19 protein-coding genes and 1 pseudogene are annotated in these 23,230 nt (G+C 64.8%); 10 read left to right on the forward strand and 10 right to left on the reverse strand.

Going from position 1 to position 23,230, the window contains the following annotated elements; translation table 11 throughout:
• Positions 1–10: 10 nt before the first annotated feature.
• Both treS and DCY11_RS12035 read right to left on the reverse strand, forming a co-directional pair.
• Positions 11–3,304 carry a maltose alpha-D-glucosyltransferase gene (gene treS, locus DCY11_RS12030; RefSeq protein ID WP_108683087.1) on the reverse strand — a complete coding sequence of 1,098 codons (3,294 nt, stop codon included), beginning with the start codon at positions 3,302–3,304 and terminating at the stop codon, positions 11–13.
• A 185-nt stretch (positions 3,305–3,489) separates the two neighbouring features.
• Positions 3,490–4,920 (reverse strand): trehalose-6-phosphate synthase, encoded by a 1,431-nt coding sequence (locus DCY11_RS12035; RefSeq protein WP_108683088.1) that lies wholly within the window; start codon positions 4,918–4,920, stop codon positions 3,490–3,492.
• Between the two features lie 327 nt (positions 4,921–5,247).
• On the opposite strand from DCY11_RS12035, the gene otsB reads away from it, so the two are divergent.
• The 4 genes from otsB (at position 5,248) to DCY11_RS12055 (ending at position 8,061) form a co-directional block, all read left to right on the forward strand.
• On the forward strand, positions 5,248–5,865 hold the full coding sequence (gene otsB / locus DCY11_RS12040; RefSeq protein WP_108683089.1) for a trehalose-phosphatase: 618 nt from the start codon (positions 5,248–5,250) through the stop codon (positions 5,863–5,865).
• On the forward strand, positions 5,823–5,978 hold the full coding sequence (locus DCY11_RS12045) for a hypothetical protein (RefSeq protein WP_108683090.1): 156 nt from the start codon (positions 5,823–5,825) through the stop codon (positions 5,976–5,978). The genes otsB and DCY11_RS12045 overlap by 43 nt, the downstream gene beginning before the upstream one ends.
• A 127-nt stretch (positions 5,979–6,105) precedes the next feature.
• Positions 6,106–7,518 carry a hypothetical protein gene (locus tag DCY11_RS12050; RefSeq protein ID WP_108683091.1) on the forward strand — a complete coding sequence of 471 codons (1,413 nt, stop codon included), beginning with the start codon at positions 6,106–6,108 and terminating at the stop codon, positions 7,516–7,518.
• 48 nt (positions 7,519–7,566) lie between these two features.
• Positions 7,567–8,061, forward strand: a complete 495-nt coding sequence (locus DCY11_RS12055; RefSeq protein ID WP_108683092.1) for a hypothetical protein — start codon at positions 7,567–7,569, stop codon at positions 8,059–8,061.
• Between the two features lie 122 nt (positions 8,062–8,183).
• Here the strand turns inward: DCY11_RS12055 and DCY11_RS12060 are convergent, their stop codons facing one another.
• The gene (locus DCY11_RS12060) at positions 8,184–9,026 is read right to left on the reverse strand and encodes a metallophosphoesterase (protein ID WP_245409356.1); all 843 of its coding nucleotides are present in this window, start codon (positions 9,024–9,026) and stop codon (positions 8,184–8,186) included.
• A 101-nt stretch (positions 9,027–9,127) separates the two neighbouring features.
• Here DCY11_RS12060 and DCY11_RS12065 point away from each other — a divergent pair, with 101 nt between their 5' ends.
• Entirely contained in the window at positions 9,128–9,664 is a 537-nt protein-coding gene (locus DCY11_RS12065) for an NUDIX domain-containing protein (protein ID WP_108683093.1), read from the forward strand.
• 12 nt (positions 9,665–9,676) lie between these two features.
• Here the strand turns inward: DCY11_RS12065 and wrbA are convergent, their stop codons facing one another.
• The gene (wrbA, locus tag DCY11_RS12070; RefSeq protein ID WP_069443135.1) at positions 9,677–10,294 is read right to left on the reverse strand and encodes an NAD(P)H:quinone oxidoreductase; all 618 of its coding nucleotides are present in this window, start codon (positions 10,292–10,294) and stop codon (positions 9,677–9,679) included.
• 370 nt (positions 10,295–10,664) lie between these two features.
• Between wrbA and DCY11_RS12075 the strand changes: the two genes are divergently transcribed.
• Positions 10,665–11,165, forward strand: a complete 501-nt coding sequence (locus tag DCY11_RS12075; protein WP_108683094.1) for a GNAT family N-acetyltransferase — start codon at positions 10,665–10,667, stop codon at positions 11,163–11,165.
• A gap of 15 nt (positions 11,166–11,180) precedes the next feature.
• Here DCY11_RS12075 and DCY11_RS12080 read toward each other — a convergent pair whose 3' ends face one another.
• The 4 genes and pseudogenes from DCY11_RS12080 to DCY11_RS12095 all read right to left on the reverse strand — a co-directional run bounded on the left by DCY11_RS12080 (position 11,181) and on the right by DCY11_RS12095 (position 18,101).
• Positions 11,181–13,277 carry a hypothetical protein gene (locus DCY11_RS12080; RefSeq protein WP_108683095.1) on the reverse strand — a complete coding sequence of 699 codons (2,097 nt, stop codon included), beginning with the start codon at positions 13,275–13,277 and terminating at the stop codon, positions 11,181–11,183.
• Between the two features lie 3 nt (positions 13,278–13,280).
• Positions 13,281–16,148 (reverse strand): DUF4159 domain-containing protein, encoded by a 2,868-nt coding sequence (locus DCY11_RS12085; RefSeq protein ID WP_245409357.1) that lies wholly within the window; start codon positions 16,146–16,148, stop codon positions 13,281–13,283.
• The gene (locus DCY11_RS12090) at positions 16,145–17,098 is read right to left on the reverse strand and encodes a DUF58 domain-containing protein (RefSeq protein WP_245409358.1); all 954 of its coding nucleotides are present in this window, start codon (positions 17,096–17,098) and stop codon (positions 16,145–16,147) included. Before DCY11_RS12090 ends, DCY11_RS12085 begins: the two co-directional genes overlap by 4 nt.
• An 8-nt stretch (positions 17,099–17,106) precedes the next feature.
• Positions 17,107–18,101: pseudogene (locus DCY11_RS12095) on the reverse strand (AAA family ATPase).
• A 239-nt stretch (positions 18,102–18,340) separates the two neighbouring features.
• On the opposite strand from DCY11_RS12095, the gene DCY11_RS12100 reads away from it, so the two are divergent.
• The 3 genes from DCY11_RS12100 (at position 18,341) to DCY11_RS12110 (ending at position 20,511) form a co-directional block, all read left to right on the forward strand.
• Positions 18,341–18,814: a DUF1285 domain-containing protein gene (locus tag DCY11_RS12100; RefSeq protein WP_245409359.1), complete on the forward strand. Its 474-nt coding sequence runs from the start codon at positions 18,341–18,343 to the stop codon at positions 18,812–18,814.
• Positions 18,815–18,927: 113 nt separating this feature from the next.
• Positions 18,928–19,188 carry a DUF6111 family protein gene (locus tag DCY11_RS12105; protein WP_108683097.1) on the forward strand — a complete coding sequence of 87 codons (261 nt, stop codon included), beginning with the start codon at positions 18,928–18,930 and terminating at the stop codon, positions 19,186–19,188.
• Positions 19,189–19,233: 45 nt separating this feature from the next.
• The gene (locus DCY11_RS12110) at positions 19,234–20,511 is read left to right on the forward strand and encodes a CCA tRNA nucleotidyltransferase (protein ID WP_108683098.1); all 1,278 of its coding nucleotides are present in this window, start codon (positions 19,234–19,236) and stop codon (positions 20,509–20,511) included.
• Positions 20,512–20,595: 84 nt separating this feature from the next.
• Here the strand turns inward: DCY11_RS12110 and groL are convergent, their stop codons facing one another.
• Both groL and groES read right to left on the reverse strand, forming a co-directional pair.
• A complete protein-coding gene (gene groL, locus DCY11_RS12115) occupies positions 20,596–22,245 on the reverse strand; it encodes a chaperonin GroEL (protein WP_108683099.1) in 1,650 nt (549 codons plus the stop codon).
• A gap of 100 nt (positions 22,246–22,345) precedes the next feature.
• Positions 22,346–22,663: a co-chaperone GroES gene (gene groES / locus DCY11_RS12120; protein ID WP_108683100.1), complete on the reverse strand. Its 318-nt coding sequence runs from the start codon at positions 22,661–22,663 to the stop codon at positions 22,346–22,348.
• A gap of 254 nt (positions 22,664–22,917) precedes the next feature.
• Here groES and DCY11_RS12125 point away from each other — a divergent pair, with 254 nt between their 5' ends.
• Positions 22,918–23,184, forward strand: a complete 267-nt coding sequence (locus DCY11_RS12125; protein ID WP_108683101.1) for an usg protein — start codon at positions 22,918–22,920, stop codon at positions 23,182–23,184.
• Positions 23,185–23,230: the final 46 nt, after the last annotated feature.

The raw sequence follows: 23,230 nt of genomic DNA on the forward strand, positions 1-23,230 counted from the left end.
CAAGAGCCAATCACGCGCCATCCCCGTCCGTCGCGGTATCGAGCGGTGCGACGAGCTCCAGCGCGGCGCGCAACGGCGTGCCGAGGTAGACCGGCCGGTTCGCCGCTTCGTAGATGATTTCCTCGAACAGCTTGTCCGCAAGGAAGAGCGGCAGGAGTTCGCCGCCTGCGAGATGCGAGCCGCCCGAAGCGTCGTCCCGCGCCATGCCGTAGGCGCGCAGGAAGCGCCGCTCGGCGAGAGAGCGCCAATTCAGGCCGCGCGTCTCGATTTCTTCCAGATGCGTCGCGCCGCGCTGACGCTGGCGGTCCATGGCCGTGCGTGCGGCGTAGTCGAAAGACCGCAGCATCGTGGCGATGTCGCGCGAGGCCGGCGCCTTCTGCCGCCGCTCCTCGACCGGCCGGTCGGGCTCACCTTCGAAGTCGATGATGTAGACATCGTTCGCCGCGACGAGAATCTTGGCGAGGTGGTAGTCGTTGTGCAGCCGGAGCTTATTGCCACGCGCAATTGTCGGCACCAGCGTTTCGATGCGCCGGAGCATGGCTTCGCGCATGGTCAGCAGTTTTTCCGCGAGCTCGCGCGTTTCCGCATCCGTCGTGTCCGGGAGAGCCTCGAGAGACTCGAAGGCCTCGTTCGCCCGTGCGATCGCCCGCTTGAGCCAGGCATCGAGGTCTTCCTGCGTGACGGGTTCCGGCACGAAAGCGGCGTCTTCCGGATCGGCCGCGGCAAGCGCGCGGTGCAGTTCGCCCGTCCGCCGTCCGATGGTCTCGATTAGGGTCAGGGAATAGGGGAGGCCACGATCCTCTCCGTTCCCGGACAGGGACTCGTCCTCCAGCTCGCGGTCGAGCGCATCGACGACAACCGACCAGCCGTCGCCTTGGTTGCCTACATACTCGGAGGCGATGGCGAGCGCCGTAGGGGTGCCGGTCTCGTCGACATGTTCCAGGGTTCCCAGCAGCGCGGGACTGTTGGTGAATCCGGACCGCGACAGGAAGTGGCCCATCTCGATGCCGGGATCGATGCCCGAGCGCAGGCGCCGCGCCATCTTCAGGAGAACCGCGTCGCCAAGCGTACGCACCGTGTGTGCGTGCTCGCCTGTCGCCACGCGCCGCACATCGAGCGGCTTCGACATGTCCAGTTGACGGAGCTTCTCGGTCGCGCCGAACCGGAACGTGCCGCCAACCGCCGGCAGGGTCGCGTGCGTGCGCATGGCATTGAGCAACGCGCGCGGGAAAGTGTCGCCATGGGCCGCGTCGAAGACGATGCCGGACTTTGCACCCCGGCGGATCTTGCCGACCACGTAAGGCAGGAGCGGGCTATCCTGGCGCAGGACCTCTTCGCCCCACGCCAGCTCAAGGGGAATGAGGTAGCGCTGCGTGTCCCCGCCGTCCAAAGCCACGCGCCCGAACAGGAGGAGGAAGCTCTCGCGCCCCTCTTGCGGGATCTCGCCCAGACGTTCCGGCGTCACATGCGTGATGCGGGCGTCTGCCGGACCGAACCAGCGTTGCCGCGCGATATAGGTCGGCAGCATCTCCTGCACGATGCGGTCGGTGCGCGCGGTGTCGCGCCGCTGGCTTTCGACGAGCATCCAGCCTTTGCCGAGCACGAAGGTCTCGAGCTCCGGCAGGGATTCTGGCTCTTGCTCGGGATGCGAAGCGAGCTGCGCCGGATCGGCGAGCATGAACCAGTAGAAACCGTAGGCCGGCAGGGTCAGCAGATAGGGAAGCGTGCCGATCGGCGGGAAGGCCGACGCGCCGGTCAACTCGACAGGGACCCTGCCGCGCTGGCTCGCCAGGTCCAGCTCCACGGCTTGCGCCGAGCGGGCGAGATTGAAGACGCACAGAATGACTTCGCCGTCGTGCTCACGTAGATACGCGAGAACCTTGCGGTTCCCCGGCCGCAGGAACGTCATGCTGCCGTTGCCGAAGGCCGTATGGGTCTGGCGGACCGCGATCATGCGCTTCGTCCAGTTGAACAGCGAGCTCGCGTGGGTCTGCTGGGCTTCGACGTTCACTGTCTCGTAGCCGTAGATCGGATCCATGATCGGCGGCAGGTAGAGGCGCTGCGGATCGGCGCGCGAGAAACCGCCGTTGCGGTCGGCGGACCATTGCATCGGCGTCCGCACGCCGTCGCGGTCGCCGAGATAGAAATTGTCACCCATGCCCAGCTCGTCGCCGTAATACAAAACCGGCGTGCCGGGCATGGACAGGAGCAGACCGGTGAGGAGTTCGATCTTGCGGCGGTCGTTGTCGAGCAGCGGGGCGAGCCGCCTGCGGATGCCGAGATTGAGCCGGGCGCGCTGGTCGGTGGCGTAGGTCTCCCACAGATAGTCGCGCTCCGAGTCGGTGACCATCTCGAGCGTGAGCTCGTCGTGATTGCGCAGGAAGATGGCCCATTGGCAATCGTCCGGAATCGGCGGGGTCTGGCTGATGATGTCGGTGATCGGGTAGCGGTCCTCGCGGGCCAGCCCCATGAAGATGCGCGGCATGAGCGGGAAGTGGAACGCCATGTGGCATTCGTCGCCCTCGCCGAAATAGGGACGCGTGTCCTCCGGCCACTGATTGGCCTCCGCCAGCAGCATGCGGTCCGGATAGCGCTCGTCGATTTCCTCGCGGAAGCGCTTCAGAATTTCGTGCGTCTCCGGAAGGTTCTCGTTGTTGGTGCCGTCGCGCTCGATGAGATAGGGCACCGCGTCGAGCCGCAGGCCGTCGACGCCCATGTCGAGCCAGAAGCGCAAGACCCGCAGGATGTCCGACAGCACGCGCGGGTTGTCGTAGTTGAGGTCGGGTTGGTGAGAGTAGAAGCGGTGCCAGAAATAAGCCTTGGCCACCGGGTCCCAGGTCCAGTTCGACGTTTCCGTGTCGAGGAAGATGATCCGCGTGTCGGGGAACTTCTGGTCCGTGTCGCTCCAGACATAGTAGTCGCGCCAGACGGAGCCGGGCTTGGCTTTGCGTGCCCGCTGGAACCAGGGGTGCTGGTCCGAGGTGTGATTGACCACCAGCTCGGTAATGACGCGAATGCCGCGATCGTGCGCGGCCGCCACGAACTGGCGGAAATCACGCATGGTGCCGTAGGTCGGATTGATCGACGTGTAGTCGGCGATGTCGTAGCCGTCGTCGCGCAGCGGAGACGGGTAAAACGGCAGCAGCCAGACGGCGGTGACGCCAAGGTCTTGGAGATAATCGAGTTTTTTGACGAGACCGCTGAAATCGCCAATGCCATCATTGTTCGCATCGAAGAACGCCTTGATGTGCAGTTCGTAGATGACGGCGTTTTTGTACCAGTGCCGGTCGTTGCGGTCGATCATGAGGCGTGGGCGATGTGGTGAGGGTTGGTGATAGAGAGCTCCGGAGCGTGCCCTGATAGGCCATCGTGCCGGTGAAAGTAAGAGGGTTCAACAGCCGGGACTAGGGCCAAAAACGCGCCGCCCATCGGTCGTTTCGTCCCACCTGGACGAGCCTGGCGGCGGCGTGTGCCAAAGGGGCGTTGTTCTTAGGCAGCGCCAGCCTCTTTGGGGAAGAGGTTTACCGGGTTCGTGTCGGACTCGGCGAAGGATTGGATGAAGCTGTCGCGCCAGTTGAACAGGTCGTAGGTCTCGATGCGCTGCCACAGCCGGTTGTGCCGGGCCCAGCGCTCCTGGCGGGGCATGGTCAGAGCCCGGTCCAGGGCCCGAGCCGTCTCCTGAATATCGTGCGGGTTGATGAGCAGCGCCTCGCGCAGCTGCTCCGCCGCTCCTGCGAAGCGAGAGAGCACCAGCACGCCGGGATCCTGCGCGGCCTGTGCGGCGATGTATTCCTTGGCCACGAGGTTCATGCCGTCGTGCAAGGGGGTCACGAGACCCACGTCACTCCGCCGGAACAGTCGGACCAGGATGTGCTGGGCGACACCGCGATGCATGTAGATCACGGGCTGCCAGCTCAGGTCGCCAAAGCGACCGTTGATGCGGCCCACCAGACGTTCCACGTTCTCGCGGATTTCCTGGTAGACGGGTAACCCCTCGCGCGTCGGCGGGGCAATCTGCACCATGCGGACCTTGCCGTGATGCTCGGGAAACTGCTCGAGCAGAACCTCGAAAGCCCGCAGGCGCTCGGGCAGTCCCTTGGTGTAATCGAGGCGGTCCACGCCGATGATGGTCTTGATGTCGCTGCCCACGTCGGGAAGGAGCGGACCCTTGGCGTCTTCCTCGTCGGCGAGTTTCTTGAAGTGCTCGACATCGATGCCGATGGGGAAGACGGACGCCAGCGTTGTCTCGCCCTGAGCGGTCACCCGGTCGCCCTGAAGCTGCTCGCCGTCGAGCGAAGCGGTGACGTAGCGGCGGAAATTGTCCCGGTCCGACGTGGTCTGGAAGCCCACCACGTCATAGACCATCAGCGCGTTGCCGAGACGTTTCTGGCTGGGGACCGCCGCGAAGATTTCCGGCGAGGGAAACGGCGTATGCAGAAAGAACCCGATGCGTGCCTCGCAGCCGCGGCCGCGCAACTCCTCCGCCAGGGGAATCAGGTGGTAGTCGTTGACCCAGATGATGTCGTCCGGCGTGATCAGCGGCATCAGCGCGTCCGCGAAGCGGGCATTCACCTGGAAGTAGATCTCGCTCTGCTCTTCATTGGACTGGGCCAGATCGAGTCGGTAGTGCAGGGCGGGCCACAGGCAGCGATTGGCATAGCCGAAATAGTAGCCCTCGGCCTCTTTGTCCGTGAGGTCGATGGTGGCGACGGTCAGCCCTGCAACATGCTCGACATGGGGCGGTACCGAGAGAGCGTCGTCACGCGTGTCGCCGCTCCAGCCGAACCAGAGCCCTTTGGAAGCCTTGAGCGCATCCCCAAGGGCGACGGCCAAGCCGCCGGTTTGGAACTTGGCTTTGAAATCGGCCACCCGGTTGGAAACAACGACAAGGCGGCGCTTATTTTCCGTCTTCTCAGACATCAGCTCTCGAGTTCACCCTGATCGGCTTGGTGCACCATCGCGAATGGGAGTGTGGCCGAATCAGTCGTCGGTTGACTTGCGTGCGTCATATCGCTTGTGGATGACGCGGCCATGTCCCCCTGAAGATTGGCGTTCGGTCGTTCACAAACAATGTGCCGGCGGTGCGGTGCTTCGCAGCCGGGCATATGATCCTAAACCGGAATCGTCACCAAGGGTTCGGAACATATAGAATAATTTTCGCCCTGTTCGGGGGCTAGTGCGAGTTTACCAAATTTTTTGCCGATTGGCCCATCGGCTTCCTGCTCAACATCGTGCCGATGGAAATCAATGACCGATAATTTGCCAGATATTCCGCCCGAGAGCGCCTTCTTCTTCGATTTTGACGGGACGCTGGTCGAAATTGCTCCGCGTCCGGAGTTGGTTGCCGTGGAGCCCAAGGTTCGCGAGGTGCTGGAAGGGCTTGCCGTGAAATACGACGGTGCGGTCGCCATTGTCACCGGCCGCCCCTTGGACGCCGTGGACGGTTTCCTGGCGCCAATCCAGTTGGCGACGGCGGCGGAGCACGGCTCCATCCGCCGTGATGCCACGGGCGCCTTGCATGTCGACGAGGGGAACGCGGAGGCCGTCGAGGCGGCCTACGGCATTCTGCGGCCGTTCGCGGAAGCGAATGACGGCATGATTCTCGAGCGGAAGCGGTCATCCATCGCCATACACTACCGGCAGCGGCCGGACCTTGCGGGTCCTTGCGAAGGCCTGGTCCAGGAGGCGGTGGCGCAGAATCCCGCCCTCGTCATCCTGCCGGGTAAGATGGTGTTCGAGCTGAAGCCCAAGGGTGTCGACAAGGGCGAGGCCGTGCGGGCCTTTCTCGGGAGGCGCCTTTCCAGGGCCGGACGCCTGTCTTCATGGGCGACGACGTCACCGACGAGCACGCCTTCGAGGTCGTGAACGCGCTGGGCGGGCTCTCCATCAAGATCGACGACGGGGAGACGATAGCCAACTACAGGACGGACCGTAAGGGTCTGTTCGATTGGCTTTTTCGGCTCGTCGGCGCCCGTTAGAGCTTCTGCCGCGCCGGCTGACTTACATCCAGCAGTCGCTATTCCTATATATAAAGCCGGTGTGTGAAGGGCCGGGGGCTCTGCCTTCAGTCAGCTCCGGGTTGTCATAGGAGAGGTGTCATAGGGCATGCTTGACGACGGACAGCGCGGTACCGCCCTCGTGGAAACCTACGACGGCGGCGCGCACGACATGGATGATGTGTCTATCGACTCCCCTGCAAAGGAGGAGTCCTGGCTGTCGCGCGTCACGCGCCGCAGGTCGGCTCCCACAGAGGAGCGCGAGACTTCGACCAAGCTGCGCCCCATCAAGCAGAAGGTGGTGAAGCCGGGTCCGCTCGGCATGTTCCTGAAGCCCATCGGCATTGCGATCGGTCTGATCCTGATCGCCTATGCGGTGCTGTCCTTGGGGACCACGTTCTACCGCAGTTACTACCGCCATCTGGACCACACAGCCGCCGTCCATCCGGACGGGAGCCTGTTCGATATCTTCAAGCCGGCGAAGACCCTGCCGCCCGACGCGGTCGATCTGGTGGTGAAGGACGTCGACGGCAATCTGCATAAGCTGGTTGTGGGTCAGTCGGAAGCCGACAAGTTCGTCAACGACACGATCCTGATGCTCGACGAGGAACGCGCGCGGATCAAGCGGGCGGCCCACGAGGATCTCTCGCGCAGCTTCGCCCTTGCTTTCCAGGACCGCGACGAGGCCATCGAGGATTATGCCGACTGGTTCTTCGCGTGGAAGCGCTCCTACATCGTCTTGAAGGAGACGGTGGCGTCGGCGGTCAGCCGGTTTTTCGAGACCGGCAAATACGAGTCCTTGAGTGAGGCGATCGAAGCCGATGTCGAGGAGTACTTCCTCGAGAACTACACGGACCAGGTCTTGAAGCCCGAGATGCGCGACCAAGTCATCACCAAAGGCGTGGAGCAGGCCGTCCGGCATGCGCACGACAGCTACCGGCGCGTGATCGCCAACGCCGATATGCGGCTGCAGCTCTTTCTCGCGAAGAACACGAGCAACATGGAGGACATCCCCAAGACGACCTCCATGACGAACGTCAAGCTCGACTGGGATGCGCAGAAGTGGAAAGCGCCGACCTATCTGATGGAAGACCGCGCCTATGACGGCGTCGTGGGCGTCGGTGCGGCGGCGGCGGGCGGTACGGTTGGGGCGCTGACGCTCGGCCGCGCGATCAACGCCATTGCGGCGCGTAGTTTCGGGCAAATGTCGACGCGGATGGCGACGTCGCTTGCCACGCGTGCGGGCCCCGCGCTCCAGGGCGCGGCGGTCGGAACGGTTGTCGAGCCCGTGGGCGGTCAGGTGATCGGCGCGGCGCTCGGCGTCGCGATCGGCATCGCCATCGACTACTTCGTCAACGAGGCGAGCGAGGCGATCAATCGCGAGAGCTTTGTCGCCGCCAACGAAGAGGCGCTGGACGCCACGATCGCCGCTTGGCAGTTGGGCCTCGACAAGAGCGTCGACGATGCCATCGACAGATGGTTCGATGATGCGAGAGCGTCGGTTGTCCTCGCAAACAAGTAGGGGCGCGCTAGGCCAAGCGACACGAAGGAACTGAAGGACTTCCAGGCGATGGACCATAGCGCCAAAGCGATCAAGCATCCGGCAGGAAGCCGGTCTTTGCGTGACGCCATCCGCAAGGCAAGGCTCGAGGAGGCCGAACGGCTCGACGAAGCCGCCGACCAACGCGACGGCGAGCTTGCCCGGTTGGATCTGCTGAAGGCGGAGTTGGAAGCGGTCTTCGCCGAGATCCCCAATCACGACGACCGGTTCAACCTGGCGCTGGTGCCGAGCCGTCCGGCGCGGCTTTGGATCGATCTGTTCACCTACGTGACAGTTGAAGATGGCGCGAACGCGTATCTCTTCATGCGAAATAGCGAGAACGGGCGGCGGACCTTGTTCCGTTCGACTAATGTCGCCGAGACGGCTGACCGCATCACGGACTATGTGGCGGCTCAGATCGTGCAACGGGAACGCACGGAGGCGGGCTTGACCCACGCCGGTGGCCGGTCTCGGTTCGTGCCGAAGAGGAACGTCCTCGCGTCAACACGCGCATGGTGGTCATGAGCTTCATCGTCGGCCTGCTGACAGGCGCCGTTGGTCTGTTCGCCGCGGTTTGGCTCAGCGTGACCTGATCACCCGCTTTTCGGACTCCCGAACCTCACCTTCGCGCGTGGCGGCACGGCCCGTCATCTCCACCCGCCAGCCGTTTCCGGCCTGCTCGATGGCATATTCGTTGTAGCGGGCGGCGGGGATACGGCCATCGACGGCTTCAGATGCCGACGGGGCGCCGACGACGATCGCCGGACCGCTGACTGTTTCGAATTCGATGAGGCTCTGTTCGTGGTTGTGTCCGTGCAGGACGAGTTCCGCGCCATGATCCGCAGAATATCCCGGACTTCGGCGGCGTCCCGCAAGCCGCGCCGCCAACCCGCCTGGCCCGGCAAAGGTGGGTGGTGGATTAGCACGACGCGGAACAGCCCGTCGCGTCCCAGCCTGTCGAGTATCTCGCCCAACGCACGGCGCTGCTCGGTGCCCAAGCGTCCGGCCGCAATGAAAGGCGCGGTCGGAATGGCGGACGAGAGGCCGATGAGCGCGATGTCGCCGAACCGGCGTACGAAGGGAAACTCGCCGGGGATCTGTTCGTAAAGCGCTTGGCCCGGTTCGTTCCCTTCCATGTAGGGTTGCCAATGAGCCGTGGCCTTCTCGGGATCCACGCGCACATAGGCATCGTGATTGCCTGGAATGACGGTGACGGCCTCCGGGGACCCGAGATTGCGCAGCCACTCAGCTGTTAGCGGGAACTCCTGGGGCAGCCCGAGATTGGTGAGGTCGCCGGTGACGGCGATGTGGTCGGGGCTGCGCGCCTTCAGATCGTTCGTGAGCAGGTCCAGGATGTCGCGCCGGTGCATGAACTTCCGCCCACGGTGCCAGTTCACGTAGCCAAGCAGACGCTTGGACAAGAGCTGGCGACCCTTCACCTTCGGCAAGGGGCCGAGATGGATGTCGGACATGTGGGCGAGCGTGAACACGTGTTGAGCCTCGTTGGCGTTCCAGGGCCTTGGGTAGTGCAAAAGCGCGCAGCAGCCAAGTCGCGGGGCGGTCGCCTGGACAACGGGCGCCTTGTGTCGTCATGGTGCGGCTCTATTTCAGCACGCTGAGCCGGAGACTTTCTGTTGAGAGACAAGAACGGACCACGCAGCAACCGGCTGTCCCGGATCGTGACGGCTGCAATCCGGCCTATCTGGCGTATGCGCCGGGCATGACGCTCGGATCCCAGGGCGCCGTGATCGACGAGGCGGGGCGCATTCTTCTCGTGCGGCACAGCTATCGGGCGGGTTGGTTCTTTCCCGGCGGCGGGGTCGAATGGGGTGAGACTCTGGAGGAGGCGCTGGCGCGCGAGCTCGAAGAGGAGGTCGGCGTCACCCTGACCGGTCCTCCGGTGCTGCATGGCATGTTCTCGAACAACGCGAACTTTGCCGGCGACCACATCGCCCTTTATCTGGTGCGGCAGTGGACGCGAGACGGGGACTACCGGCAGAAGGGGGAAATCTCGCAAACAGGGATGTTCGCACTGGACGATTTGCCCGAGCCTTTGGACCCGGGCACGAGCCGCCGGCTTGCGGAGATATTCGACGGCGCGCCGGTCAGCCCCAAATGGTCCGGCTAGGCGAAGCGTTCGCTATTCGTCGCCCGTCATCAGTTTCTTGGTGATCTTGGCGACGTGGTGACCCTGGAAGCTCGCCAGGTTCAGCTCCTTCTGCGAGGGCGTGCGGGAGCCGTCGGGTGCTGCGATCGTGCTTGCGCCGTACGGAGAGCCGCCCCGAACCTCGCTGATATCCGTCAGGTCGGGCGCGGAATAGGGCAGACCCACGACCACCATGCCGTGGTGGATCAGGGTGTTGTACACGGACACGATCGTCGTTTCATTGCCGCCGCCCGTGGACGTGGACGTGAAGACGCTGCCCACCTTGCCGATCAGCGCCCCGGCCGCCCAGAGCGGTCCGGTCTGATCGAGGAAGTAGCGCATCTGCGACGACATGTTGCCGAAGCGGGTCGGCGTTCCGATGATGATGCCGTCGTATTCGGCGAGTTCGCCCGGCTCGGCAATCGGGGCCGGCTGTTCGACCTTCATGCCGGCGGCGGACATCACGTCGTCCGGCATCAGCTCGGGCACGCGTTTGACCGTGACCCGGATGTCCTCCACCGCGCGAACGCCATGCGCCATCGCGTAGGCAAGCGTCTCCACGTGCCCATAGGAGGAATGATAGAGAACGAGCAGCTTCGCCTTGTCTGCCATGAATAACCCCGCTGAACCCTCGGGGCGAGCCTCGGCGCCCCGGCATTGCCAGAACCGAAGTCTAGCAATTCCAACACTAAAATGTGAGGCGATAACACTTAGTGAACTTGTAGGGCTTCGTAAACTTGCCCTTGTGCCCCGAGCCCGCAATGGGCGCTGGACCTGGGGCGCCCGTCCATGATATTGGCAGCGCCCATGATCTGGACGACCGACACCATAAAGTCACTTCAGCGACGACGAGCACGCGCCCGCTTTCCGCGGAACGCCTGATCCTCGCCGCCGCCTCGTCCGTACCCACACACAATCAGTTGGTCACGTCTGGCGCCCGGTAGGGAGTGTCCCTTCGCCTCTTTCCTTTGGTGCCGACTCTATGATGACCTTTGAAATTCGCCCCGAAACACCCGCCGACATCCCGGCGATCAACGCTCTTTCCGCGACAGCCTTCGGTCCGGGCCGCTTCGCCCGTAGCGCCTATCGCGTGCGTGAGGGCGTCCCGCCGGTGTCCGAGCTCAGCCTGACGGCCAGGCATGAGGGACGGATCGTCGGCGGCGTCCGGTTCACGGCCATCCGTGTCGGGGAGCAGGACGGCGGGCTGTTGCTCGGCCCGCTCGTGGTCGATCCGAGCTTGGCGGGGAAGGGCTGCGGCAGGGCGCTTCTGGAGGACGGGCTGAACCGGTCGCGCGCGGCGGGTTTCGGCTTCGTGCTGCTGGTCGGGGACATGCCCTATTACGGCCGCTTTGGGTTCAAGCCGTCCGCACACGGTGCGATCACGCTGCCGGGGCCCGTCGATCCGGCACGGCTTCTGGGCGTCGAGCTGGCCGAGGGTGCGCTGGAAGGAGTAGGGGGGCAAGTCCGCGCCTACGCGGCTTAAGCCTTTGCCCTGCCTCTAACGGCCTTCGCGATACCAGGCGGCGGCCAAGAGGCCGAGCAGGAGGGCCAGCGCGAGGAACCCGCTGAACAGCGGGAACAGGCGCACGCCCTTGACGTGGTAGGCGTCCCGCTTGTGCAGGCCGAGCCAGTCGGCGCCGTGCATCACACGGCCGCTGCGGATCATCGCAAGGCGCGGCAAGGTCTCTTCGGCGCCTTCTTCGCGGCCCATCCAGAACGCGCCGCCGCCCGTGCCTTCGAGGACCGGCGTGAGAGGTTCGGTCGAGGCCGTCACGGCCGCGAACTCGCGCGTATTGGCCTTGCCGACCGTGGCGAGGCTCGCAAGTTCGCCCGATGCGATGCGATAGACGCCGTGCTCGTCGACCTGGATCACCTTGCGCCAGATGCCGCGTTCGCCCTTGTCGAGGGTCACGGTCATCTCTTCGCCGGACGGCGTGGTCACGGTAACCGGATCGATTTCGTCTTCGATCGAGCGGCGTTCGATGATGAGGCTTTGCCCCTTGGAGGAAGCCCGAAGGGTCTCCTCCTCGAGTTCCGGCTCCTTCATCAGCCAGTGCGCAAGCCGCCGCAGCAGATCCGAATAGGGACCGCCGCCGTCATAGCCGCGCGCCCAGAGCCAGGCCTGGTCGGACAGGAGCACCGCGACGCGGCCCTTGCCGCGCTCGCCGATCACCAGAAGCGGACGATCGTCGGCGCCCGTCATCAGGACTTCCGCGTCGCGTGGCGAGACGTCGACCACGCGGAACCAGCGGCCCCAAGTCGGCTCGCTGCCGTCCGCGCCGCCACCGCGCGCGCCGGCAAGGTCGCCGGTGACCGGGTGCTTGGCGCCAAATTCGGACAGGGCCGGACGGTAGGGCCGCTCCACCACGCGTCCCGACGGGGCTGCGGGCAGGATCGATCCCAGCGGCGTGCGGTAGAGGCTCAAGGGCGAGGCGTAGTCGTCGCCGGAGGAGACCAGGACCGCGCCGCCGCGCTCCACATAGCGGGCCACGTTCTCGAGATAGAGCAACGGCAGCACACCGCGCCGCTGATAGCGGTCGAAGATGATGAGATCGAACTGATCGAGTTTTTCTTGGAACAGCTCACGCGTCGGGAAAGCGATCAGCGAGAGCTGATTGATCGGCGTGCCGTCCTGCTTTTCCGGCGGCCGCAGGATCGTGAAATGGACGAGATCGACCGACGCATCGGACTTCAACATGTTGCGCCAGGTGCGCTCGCCCGCATGAGGTTCGCCGGAGACCAGCAGCACACGGAGGTTTTCGCGCACGCCCTCGATGGGCAGAAGGACGCGGTTGTTGATTTCGGTCAGTTCGCCGTCGGCCCCGTCGACCTTGATCTCCACAATGTTGGGACCGGCATGCTTGATATCGACCGGGATTTCGACCGGGGTGCCGATACGCACGATCTCCTTCTCGGGCTCTTTGCCCTGCTGGGTGATCGTCAGCGTGGTGATGTCGTCCTCGCGGGGCTTGGACTCGCTCACCTTGACCTCGATGGTCTGCGTGCTCCCGACGATGCCGAAGCGGGGCGCTGCAATGACTTCAAGACGGCGGTCGAACTCGTCGTCCTTGCCGGTCAGAAGTGCATGCACGGGCGCATCGAAGCCGAGCGCGGCGACCTTTTCGGGCACGTCGTGAACCTGACCGTCCGTGATCATGATGACGCCCGCCAGCCGATCCGGTGGCACGTCGGCCAGTGCCTGACCAAGATCGGTGAACAGCATCGTCCCGTCGCGGTCGGGTTCGTCGGTGGACGAGCCGGAGCGCACGACGCGGGTCTCGAGATCCGGCACTTCCTTGAGCCGTTCCTCCAGCGCGTTACGAAGCTCGGCGGTGCGGGCCGTGCGGCCGGCCAGCGTCTGGCTCTGGCTGTCGTCGACCACCACGGTGACGATATCGTTCAGCGGCTCGCGGTCTTCGCGCTTCAGGTGCGGATTGGCGAGCGCCAGCAGCAGCGCGGCGAACGTAAGAAGCCGGAGCACGGCGCCCCGCCGCGCGCGCCAGAACAGCAGCGCCAACAGCACGGCGCCAATACCGGCAATGATCCAAAGGACCGGCCACGGCACGAAGGGGACGAAGGTAATGGACCAGTTCATCGTCTACTGCCCCAACCTTTCCAGCAGCGCAGGCACGTGGACCTGGTCCGCCTTGTAGTTGCCGGTGAGGGCATACATGACGAGATTGACACCTGCGCGGAACGACATCTCGCGCTGGAGCTCACCGCCGGGCACCACCGGGTAGAGCGGGCGGTTGCTGTCATCCAGCGCCCAGGCGCTGGCAAAATCGTTGGACGTGACCACGACGGAACTCACACCGTCCGTACGCCGCGCACGTGCATTGCGTTCCGCCTCGTTGGCCGGTTCCGCCTCGACCCACAGCGATCCGCCGTCCCAGCGGCCCGGGAAGCTGTTCATCAGATAGAACGACCGCGTCAGCACGTGATTGCCGGGCACGGGCTCGAGCGCGGGAAGGTCGAGCCGGCCGATCAGGCGGGTCAGCGCCTTGCCCTGGCTGCCACCATAGGCCACGCGCTCCTGGTCGCGCGTGTCGAACACGATCATGCCGCCTTGCTTCATATAGGCGTCGACCTTGGCGAGTGTCTCGTCCGACAACGATTCGGCATCTTCGCGCACCGGCCAGTACAGCACCGGGAAGAACGACAGATCGTCGGTTTCGATGTCGACGCCCATCGGCGCGCCCGGCTCAAGCGCGGTACGGGCGCCAAGCACTTTGCTGAGACCCAAGAGGCCGTCCTGGCTGGTGCGGTCGATCCGGCTGTCGCCGGTCAGGACATAGGCGAGGCGCGTCTTGAGCGTTGCGTTGAGGGCAAACTCCTCCGCGTCCGCGTCGGACTTGGCCGCTGTTTCGACGGTGTCGGTGTCCTGCGCTTGTGCGGCATGAGGCGCCGCGCCGGCCGCGGCGAGCAGCATCGCAAACACCATTGCAGCCGTCGCCCGGTGCGGCCTGCGGAAGCCGAGGCCGGTGCTCAGCGCGAGCACGGCAAGAATATCGAGTGCGAAGAGGCCGAGTGCCGCCAGATAAAGCCAGGGCTCAAGCGCGAACGGCTTCTTCAATGTGTAGAAGCCGACCGTACTCGCGCCTGCCACATCCGGAAGGGGTACGAATTTCGTGTCGGTCTTGACGATGTTCAGCGCGCGGGCCTGACCGGAAGGACCGTAATAGCCCGGCGGGTGATCAGGACCGGCGACCGTCTTGGCGAATTGATCGGGCGCGATGGGAGCGGCGTTCAGAGGCGGCGGCACGAGCTGGCCGAACCCGTCGAGGGTCTGAACCGGCGCGAGCGCCGTCGTCGCGGCACGGCGCGGCGTATCCGCGGCGGCATCGGCCGTCCCGTCGCCCTCATCGGTCGAGGAAAGGATCTGGCTCGGGCCGAGGGCCATCGTCTGGCGCAGCATCTGCACGAACAGGCCTGATAGCGGCAGGTTCGACCAGTCGGAGTTCGCGGTGACGTGGAACAGGACGACCCAGCCGTCGCCTTGGCGCTTTGCGGTGACGAGCGGCGTGCCGTCGGTCAGCGTCGCCCAAATCTCCGCGTCCATGGTGACGGCGGGGTCGGCGAGGACTTGGCGATTCACTCGGATGTCTTCGGGCACGTCGAGACCGTAGAACGGGCTTTTGTCCTCGAAGGGCGAGAGCGGTTGCGGCGTGCCCCAAGAGAGGGCGCCGCCGAGCGACCGGCCGCCGCGACGCAGCGCGACGGGCAAGAGTTCGTCGCCGCCTTGCTCGAGACGTGGGCCGGCAAAACGGATCAGGACACCGCCCTTGTCGAGCCAGGCTTCCAGCTCCTCCTGGGTCGCCGGCGTGAGCCGCCCGATATCGGCCAGCACGATGGTGGAGACGCGCTGCTTGTCGATCAGGTCGTTGATGGCGGTGGCGACGTTGGCTTCGGTCGGAATGAGCACGTCCGCGTAGGGCGACAGGGCCCGCTCCACATAATAGAGCGGCGACAGGAGCGGCTGGGCTTCCTCTTGCGATTCGCCGGAGACGATGCCGACGCGATGCCATTGGGATTGCGCGTCCAAGAGATGCACGGCGCTCGCGGAGCGCTGCCCCTTGATCTGCAGGCGCGCGACCTGATTGCGGATTTCGAGCGGCAGGTCGAAGGGGGCGATGGCTTCGGTCTCGCCGCGCTTGATCGTGAAGGGCGCTTCACCCAGCGGTTCGCCCCGTGCCGTTACGGCCCGAATGGTTCCCGAAATCGGTCCCTCGGCTCCGGCGACGACCCGGCCGGCGAGCGTGCCACCTTCGGCGCGGGCATGTCCGACGCCCAGCGGCGTCTCCAGCGGGCCGGGCTTCAGCACCGTCAGGCCGCCGCCGTCGGCGAGCGTGCCGAGCCAGGACGCGAAGTCCTCGGCATGGCCGTAGTCCAGGCCGTCGCTCAGCCAAATCACGCTGTAGCCGGAGGTTTCCTTCAGGGCTTCCTTCATCGTCGCGGTGACGGCTTCCCGATCCGGCGCGAAGGGCTGGGGCACGAGCCCGGCGATGCGCTCGCGGACGGCGTCGGCAGGCAGTGCCTCGCCGATCTCGTCGGTGGCGGCCGTCGGCACGATCAGCACGTTGCGGTCGCCCCGGTCGGCGCGGTCGATCGCGGCCTCGATGGCTTCGCGCCGTGCGTTCCAATACGCCGCCGAGGCCCAGCCATTGTCGACCACGAGGAGCATGGTGCCCTCGCCGGTGAAACGGCCCTCGTCGGGATTGATGACGGGCCGCGCGAGGGCGAGGATCAACAATGCGGCCAGCAGCATCCGCATCAGGGTCAACCACCAGGGGCTGCGGGCCGGCGTCTCTTCGGTGGGCTTTAGCTCGGCGAGCAGGCGGGTCGGCGGAAACTCGACCACCTTCGGGCTCGGCGGGGTGAAGCGCAGCAGCCACCAGATGGCGGGCAGTGCCGCCAGGGCCAATAAAATCCAAGGCTGCATGAAGCCGATGGGGCCGAGCGTCATCATGAGCCGGCTCCCTTTGCGGCCGGCGCCGTTTCAGCCGTGGCGCGCGCCGCGCGATAGCGGTAGTCGCGCTCCTGGCCGGCGAGCTGACCATGGATGGCGAGCAACACTTCTTCGGCGGGCCGATCGGTATGGTGCACGACGAAGGACCAGCCGAGTTGACGGGCGACCTCCTGCAGGTCGAGACGATGGCGCTCGATCCGCTTCTGATATTTTTCGCGAAGGTCTTCGGCGCGGCCCGCGATCATGGTCGCACCGCCTTCGGAGGCTTCGAACTCCGTCCGCCCCGAATAGGGCAGGGTCTCTTCGGCGGGATCGAGAATCTGAACCAGATGACCGCGCACGCCTTGGCTGGCGATCTGGTGGAAGCGTTCGACCATCTCGTCGATCGGCTCGAGGAAATCGGAAAACAGAACGCACTCGGAAAAGCGGTTAAGGCGCGCGGGCGGCGGCAGGCTGTCGTCCGCCGTTTCGCTGAGAAGAACTTCGGCGACCTTGCGGCTTGCAAACCGGCCCGAGGACGGCGCGCGGCCCATGAGGCCGATGCGTTCTCCGGCGCGCGCCAGCAGTTCTGTCAGCCCGAGCGCCAGCACGACAGCGCGGCTCTCCTTCGAGGTCTTCGACAAAAACGACCGGAACCGCATGGACGGCGACAGGTCAAGCCAGAGCCACACCGTGTGCGCCGCTTCCCATTCGCGTTCGCGGACAAACAGCCGGTCGGAGCTTGCCGAGCGGCGCCAGTCGATCGCAGCCTCGGCGTCGTTCACGTCGAAATGCCGGAATTGCCAGAAGGTCTCGCCGGGTCCAGGCCGGCGGCGGCCATGAGTGCCGTGCGTCACGGTGTGAGCGACACGGCGCGCCTCGACGAGAAGCGCAGGCATGCGCGCCGCAAGCCCGTGGGCTTCGGCCTCTTCCGTCAGAAACGGTTGAAGCGCTGCGCGTGCGTTTGCCACCGCAAGGCCTACTTCAGCGGCTCGATGAGCCTTGCCATCATGTCGCTCATCTCGATCCCTTCGGCGCGGGCGGCGAAGGTCAGCGACATGCGGTGCTTCAAGACAGGTTCGGCGAGGTCGATCACGTCGTCCACGGACGGGGCCAGGCGGCCTTCCATCATGGCCTTGGCGCGGACGGCCAGCATCAGCGCTTGGCTCGCGCGCGGGCCCGGGCCCCAGGCGATCATCTCGTCCAAGGTCTGGTCGATGCCCGTGCCGGGACGGGCGGAGCGGACGAGCTTCAGAATCGCGTCCACGACTTGATCGCCCACGGGCAACTGGCGCACCAGGCGCTGCGCGACCATCAGTTCCTCGCGGACAGGATCGTCTTGAGCTTGCGCTCCTCGGTGCCGGTGGTGGCGAAGAGCATGCGCCGCTCGGACTCGGCATCAGGGTAGGACACGTCGATCTGCAGCAGGAAGCGGTCGAGCTGCGCCTCGGGCAGCGGATAGGTGCCTTCCTGCTCCAGCGGGTTCTGGGTCGCGAGCACGTGGAAGGGCAACGGTACGTCATGACGGACGCCGGCCATGGTCACGTGATGCTCCTGCATGGCCTGCAGCAGAGCCGACTGCGTCTTGGGGCTCGCGCGGTTGATTTCGTCGGCCATCAGAAGCTGGGTGAAGATCGGTCCTTTGACGAAGCGGAACTCGCGCTTGCCGCTCGCATCTTCTTCAAGGACTTCGGAACCCACGATGTCGGAGGGCATCAGGTCCGGCGTGAACTGAATGCGCTTGTTCTCGAGACCGAGCACGGCGCCCAGCGTTTCGACGAGGCTCGTCTTCGCAAGACCCGGCACACCGATAAGGAGGGCGTGCCCGCCCGAGAGCAACGTCACCAGCGCCAAGTCAATGACCCGCTCCTGACCGAAGATGACGGACGAGGTCGCCTCGCGTACATCCTGGATTTTGCTTCCGATTTCGTCGAGGCGGTCGACGAGCTGGGGCTCCGATTCAAGTGTGGTCATGACTGTCTTATCTACATTTCCGTTGGGGTGAATCCACAAGGTGGAGGAAAAATAGGGCTAAAGTCGTATGGAAGCAGAACACTTTGGCCGGCAATCGGATCACAATCCCTTGTTTGTGTCTCTTAAGTTCTTTCTTGCGAACACAAGGTCGTTTTGGGCTGAATACGACAATGCCTAAAAAGTACTCCCAAGGACTCGTAGCATCTGCCAGTGATGGCGGCAAACAGGCCAAGCCATCATTGCCAAAGCTTAATGTTTGCGGGGATATCGGCCTAAAAATCACCCGCGACGGCACCTGGTTCTACGAGGGCTCGCCGATCGGGCGGAAGCCTCTCGTGAAGCTGTTTTCGACCGTGCTGAGGCGCGAGGACGACGGGTTCTACCTCGTCACGCCCGTGGAGAAAGTGCCGATCGAAGTCGAGGGCGAGCCGTTCATCGCGATCTCCATGACGCGGGACGGAGAAGGGCCCGACCAGCGTCTCACCTTCACCACCAATGTGGATGATGAAGTCACCGCGGGCCCCGAACACCCGATCGGATTTCGCGCCGAGCCGGAGGGCGGGCAGGCACCCTACGTGGAGGTGCGGAACGGGCTGCGGGCCCAGCTCTCGCGCGCGGTCTATTACGAGCTCGCCGAGTTGACCGTGGAGACTGATGAGGGGCCGGGCGTTTGGAGTTGCGGCGCGTTCTTTCCCTTTCCCATGGACGAGTGAGGCTAGCCGCGGGGAAAGCGCGCTCGCAATGTGCGTGAGCCGCCGTTAAGCTTGCGCACAACGGCGCGCGTAGAAAGCCACCAACAGCCGACCAGGGGAGACTGCCGAACGCGATGTTGCGCATTGTTCTCATCAACATCCTGTTGTTTCTGCTGCCTTTCCTGATCTACGCGGCCTATGTGGTATGGGTGAAGGGCGTCGCGCCCAATCGTGCCATGGCCGGTGCGCCGTTCCTCTGGCTCATCCTTGCCGGCCTTGTCGTCCTGTTCATCGGGCTGCTCACGCTGGTGGAGTTCACCGGCGGTGATCGCGAAGGCAGTTACCAGCCGTCGGTTCTTGAAGACGGCGTCATCAAACCGGGCGGGATCGATTGACTTTTGCCCGTCCTGTCGGACCAACCGCCATTCGGATCAACCGCCATGGCCGAACACGACACACCGCAAGACGTGCCCCAGGACCTGCCGCCGCCTTCGCTCGACGGGGCCGCGTGGCTCGCACGCCCTGAGACGGTCCGCGTGTTCGCGGCGCTTTCGGGCGAGACGGGCGCCACCCGTGCCGTGGGCGGGGCCGTGCGCAATGCGCTGCTCGGGTTGCCGGTCGCGGATGTGGACTTCGCCACGACGATCCATCCTGAGGCTGTCATCGCGCGGGCGCGCAAGGCCGGCCTCAAGGCTATCCCGACGGGACTTCCCCATGGGACGGTGACGGTGGTCGCCGACGGCGTCTCCTTCGAGGTCACGACGCTGCGCCGCGACGTGGAGACGTTCGGACGCCATGCCACGGTCGCGTTCACCGAGGATTGGGCGGAAGATGCGGCGCGACGGGACTTCACGATCAACGCGCTCTACGCAGGCGCGGACGGGACGCTGTTCGACCCGCTCGGCGGCTATCCGGATCTCGTTGCCGGGCGCGTGCGCTTCATCGGCGACGCTGTTTTGCGCATCAAGGAAGACTATCTGCGCATTCTGCGCTTCTTCCGTTTCAACGCGTCCTTTGGCTGGGGCGCGTTCGATGCGGAAGGCTTGTCGGCCTGCGTGCGCGAACGTGCTGGCCTGCGCCAGCTATCGGCGGAACGCGTGGCGAGCGAGCTGAAGCGTCTGCTTGTCGCGCCGCGCGCGTATGAAGCGGTGTATGTCTTGTTCGCCTTCGGGCTGCTCTGCGACATCCTTGGGGCCGTGCCGCGCCTATCCCGTTTCGCGCGTCTCATCGAGATCGAGGCGGCGCTCGATCGCGAGCCCAACGCCATTTTGCGGCTCGCGGCCCTTGCGATCTTCATTCCCGAGGACGCCAAGCGGCTTGCGCGCCGTTTCAAGCTCTCCAATGCGGAGCGGGCTCTGCTCGCGCTGGCCGGTGTGCCGTTCGACGAGGCGTTGCCGAGCGAGGCCGCGGCCAAGCGCAAGCTCTACCGGCTGGGCCCTGAAAACTATGCTTCGCGGATGCTGCTGGCCTGGGCGACCAGCGATGCGCCCGCCACCGATCCCGATTGGCGCCGTGCGGCGACGCTGGCCGAGCGCTGGGAACCCCCGGTCTTTCCGTTGCGCGGACCCGACATCACGGCGCTAGGCCCGTTCTCCGGCCCCGCGATCGGCGAGATGCTGCGCGCGGCCGAGCAGTGCTGGATCGATGGTGGCTTCAAGGAAGATCGAGATGGGCTACTGGCGATCGCCGGGAAGCTGGCCGCGGCCCGCGACGCGTAGCGCCAAGAAAAAAGCCGCGCCCGAAGGCGCGGCTTTCGCGTTTGTCGATGCGTTCCGAAAGAACGCGACGGAAAGGGTCCTGGCTTAGAAGCCCATGCCACCCATACCGCCCATGCCGCCCATGTCGCCGCCAGGCATGGCAGGCGCGGACTTCTTCGGGATCTCGGCCACCATCGCCTCGGTGGTGATGAGCAGGCCGGCCACGGACGCGGCATCCTGAAGGGCGGTGCGCACGACCTTCGCCGGGTCGATCACGCCTTCCTTGACCAGGTTGCCGTACTCGCCGGTCGCGGCGTTGTAGCCGAAGTTGTACTCCTTCTTGTCGAGGATCTTGCCCACGACAACGGCACCGTCTTCGCCGGCATTCTCGGCGATCTGACGCAGCGGCGCCTGAAGGGCACGGCGGACGATGTTGATGCCGACCTTCTGGTCGTCATTGCTGACACGGAGGGACTCGATGGCGTCGAGCGCACGCAGCAGCGCAACGCCGCCGCCCGGCACGATGCCTTCTTCGACGGCTGCGCGCGTTGCGTTCAGCGCGTCGTCGACACGGTCCTTCTTCTCCTTCACCTCGACCTCGGTGGCGCCGCCGACCTTGATCACCGCAACGCCGCCGGCGAGCTTCGCCAGACGCTCCTGCAGCTTCTCACGGTCGTAGTCGGACGTCGTGTCCTCGATCTGCTGACGGATCTGAGACACGCGGGCTTCGATGTCCTTCTTCTTGCCGACGCCGTCGACGATCGTGGTGTCGTCCTTGGTGATGACGACCTTCTTGGACTGGCCAAGCATGTCGAGCGTGACGTTGTCGAGCTTGATGCCGAGATCCTCGGAGATGACCTGACCGCCGGTCAGGACAGCGATGTCCTGCAGCATGGCCTTGCGGCGATCGCCGAAGCCCGGGGCCTTGACGGCCGCGACCTTCAGGCCGCCGCGCAGCTTGTTGACCACGAGCGTGGCCAGAGCCTCGCCCTCGACGTCTTCAGCGACGATGAGGAGCGGACGGCCCGACTGCACAACCGCCTCGAGCAGCGGCAGGATGGACTGAAGATTGGAGAGCTTCGCCTCGTTGATGAGGATGTAGGGGTTCTCCAACTCGACGCGCATCTTGTCGGCATCGGTGATGAAGTAGGGGGAGAGGTAGCCGCGGTCGAACTGCATGCCTTCGACGACCTCGAGCTCGGTGTCGAGGCTCTTGGCTTCCTCGACGGTAATCACGCCGTCATTGCCGACCTTCTGCATGGCTTCGGCGATGAAACGGCCGATATCCGCGTCGCCATTGGCCGAAATGGTGCCGACTTGCGCGATCTCGTCGTTGGAGGTGACCTTCTTGGCCTTCTCCTTCAGCGCCTCGACGACCTTGCCGACGGCGAGGTCGATGCCGCGCTTCAGATCCATCGGGTTGGAGCCGGCGGCGACGGACTTCGCGCCTTCCTTGACGATAGCCTGGGCGAGGACCGTGGCGGAGGTGGTGCCGTCGCCGGCCTCGTCGGCCGTCTTGGAAGCAACCTCGCGCACCATCTGGGCGCCCATGTTCTCGAACTTATCCTCGAGCTCGATGTCCTTGGCGACCGTCACACCGTCCTTGGTGATGCGGGGGGCGCCGAACGACTTCTCGAGGACGACATTGCGGCCCTTGGGGCCGAGGGTCACCTTGACCGCATTGGCCAAGATGTCGACGCCGCGGAGCATCTTCTCGCGGGCGTCCTGGGAAAATTTCACATCTTTCGCAGACATGTTGCGTTTAACTCCTTCGAACCTTGCCGCGTGTCACACCCCGCGATTGCGGCAGTGCCCAGGCGGCGAAACGAATTGCGGTTGAGGCGGTAGGCTTTCGCTACGCTGCCTTCTTCTTCGAGGCGGTGGCTCCTTCGAGGACGCCGAGAATGTCGCTCTCCTTCATGATGAGAACGTCGTCGCCGTCGATCTTCACCTCGGTGCCCGACCACTTGCCGAACAGCACACGATCGCCCACCTGGACGTCGAGCGGCTGAACCTGACCCTTGTCGTCGGCGACGCCCGGGCCCACGGCAACGACTTCACCCTGCTGCGGCTTTTCCTTGGCCGTGTCGGGAATGATGATGCCGCCAGCGGTCCGTTCGTCCTCATCGATCCGGCGCACAACGACGCGATCATGCAATGGACGAAACTTCATCTTGCTTACTCCTCCAGACAGATTGTCCAAAAATTGTCGTGAATCGAGGGCGTTACCCGAGAACCGGGTCCCTCTCGCACGCTATGTAGATGGGCTTCTTGGCACTTTCAAGGTGGGAGTGCCAAAAAATCAGCACTCCCTGTCGTGTGCTGCCAATGCGCTGATATTGCTCAACAAATCGTCTGGACGGGCTCGGGGGTCGGTCCTAGCATCGACGAGTCAAAAACGCGACGAAAAATGGGGGACGAGAACCGATGGATCAGGCCTTCGCCGATCAAATGGCTGGGTATTCTCTCACCACGGCCGAAATTCTCTACCGCTTGCCCGATCACCGGGAGCTTCTGCAGAGCTACGTCTGGCAGGATTTCGATCTCGCGCCGCGCTTCCCGCGGCTGTCCGAGTTTCTGGATTTCTGGCGCACCAGTCTGGAGGGCCCGCTCTACCGGGTGCGCGTGGCGCACAAGGCGCTGATCTCGCCCACGGAGTTCAGCTTCGTGGCGGGCGAATTGCAGGTTCACTAGGGCTCTCGTCCGGCATCCGCCGCTCGCCTTCATGCCCACGCCATGG

Source organism: Methyloceanibacter sp. wino2 (assembly GCF_003071365.1).
GTDB lineage: Bacteria > Pseudomonadota > Alphaproteobacteria > Rhizobiales > Methyloligellaceae > Methyloceanibacter.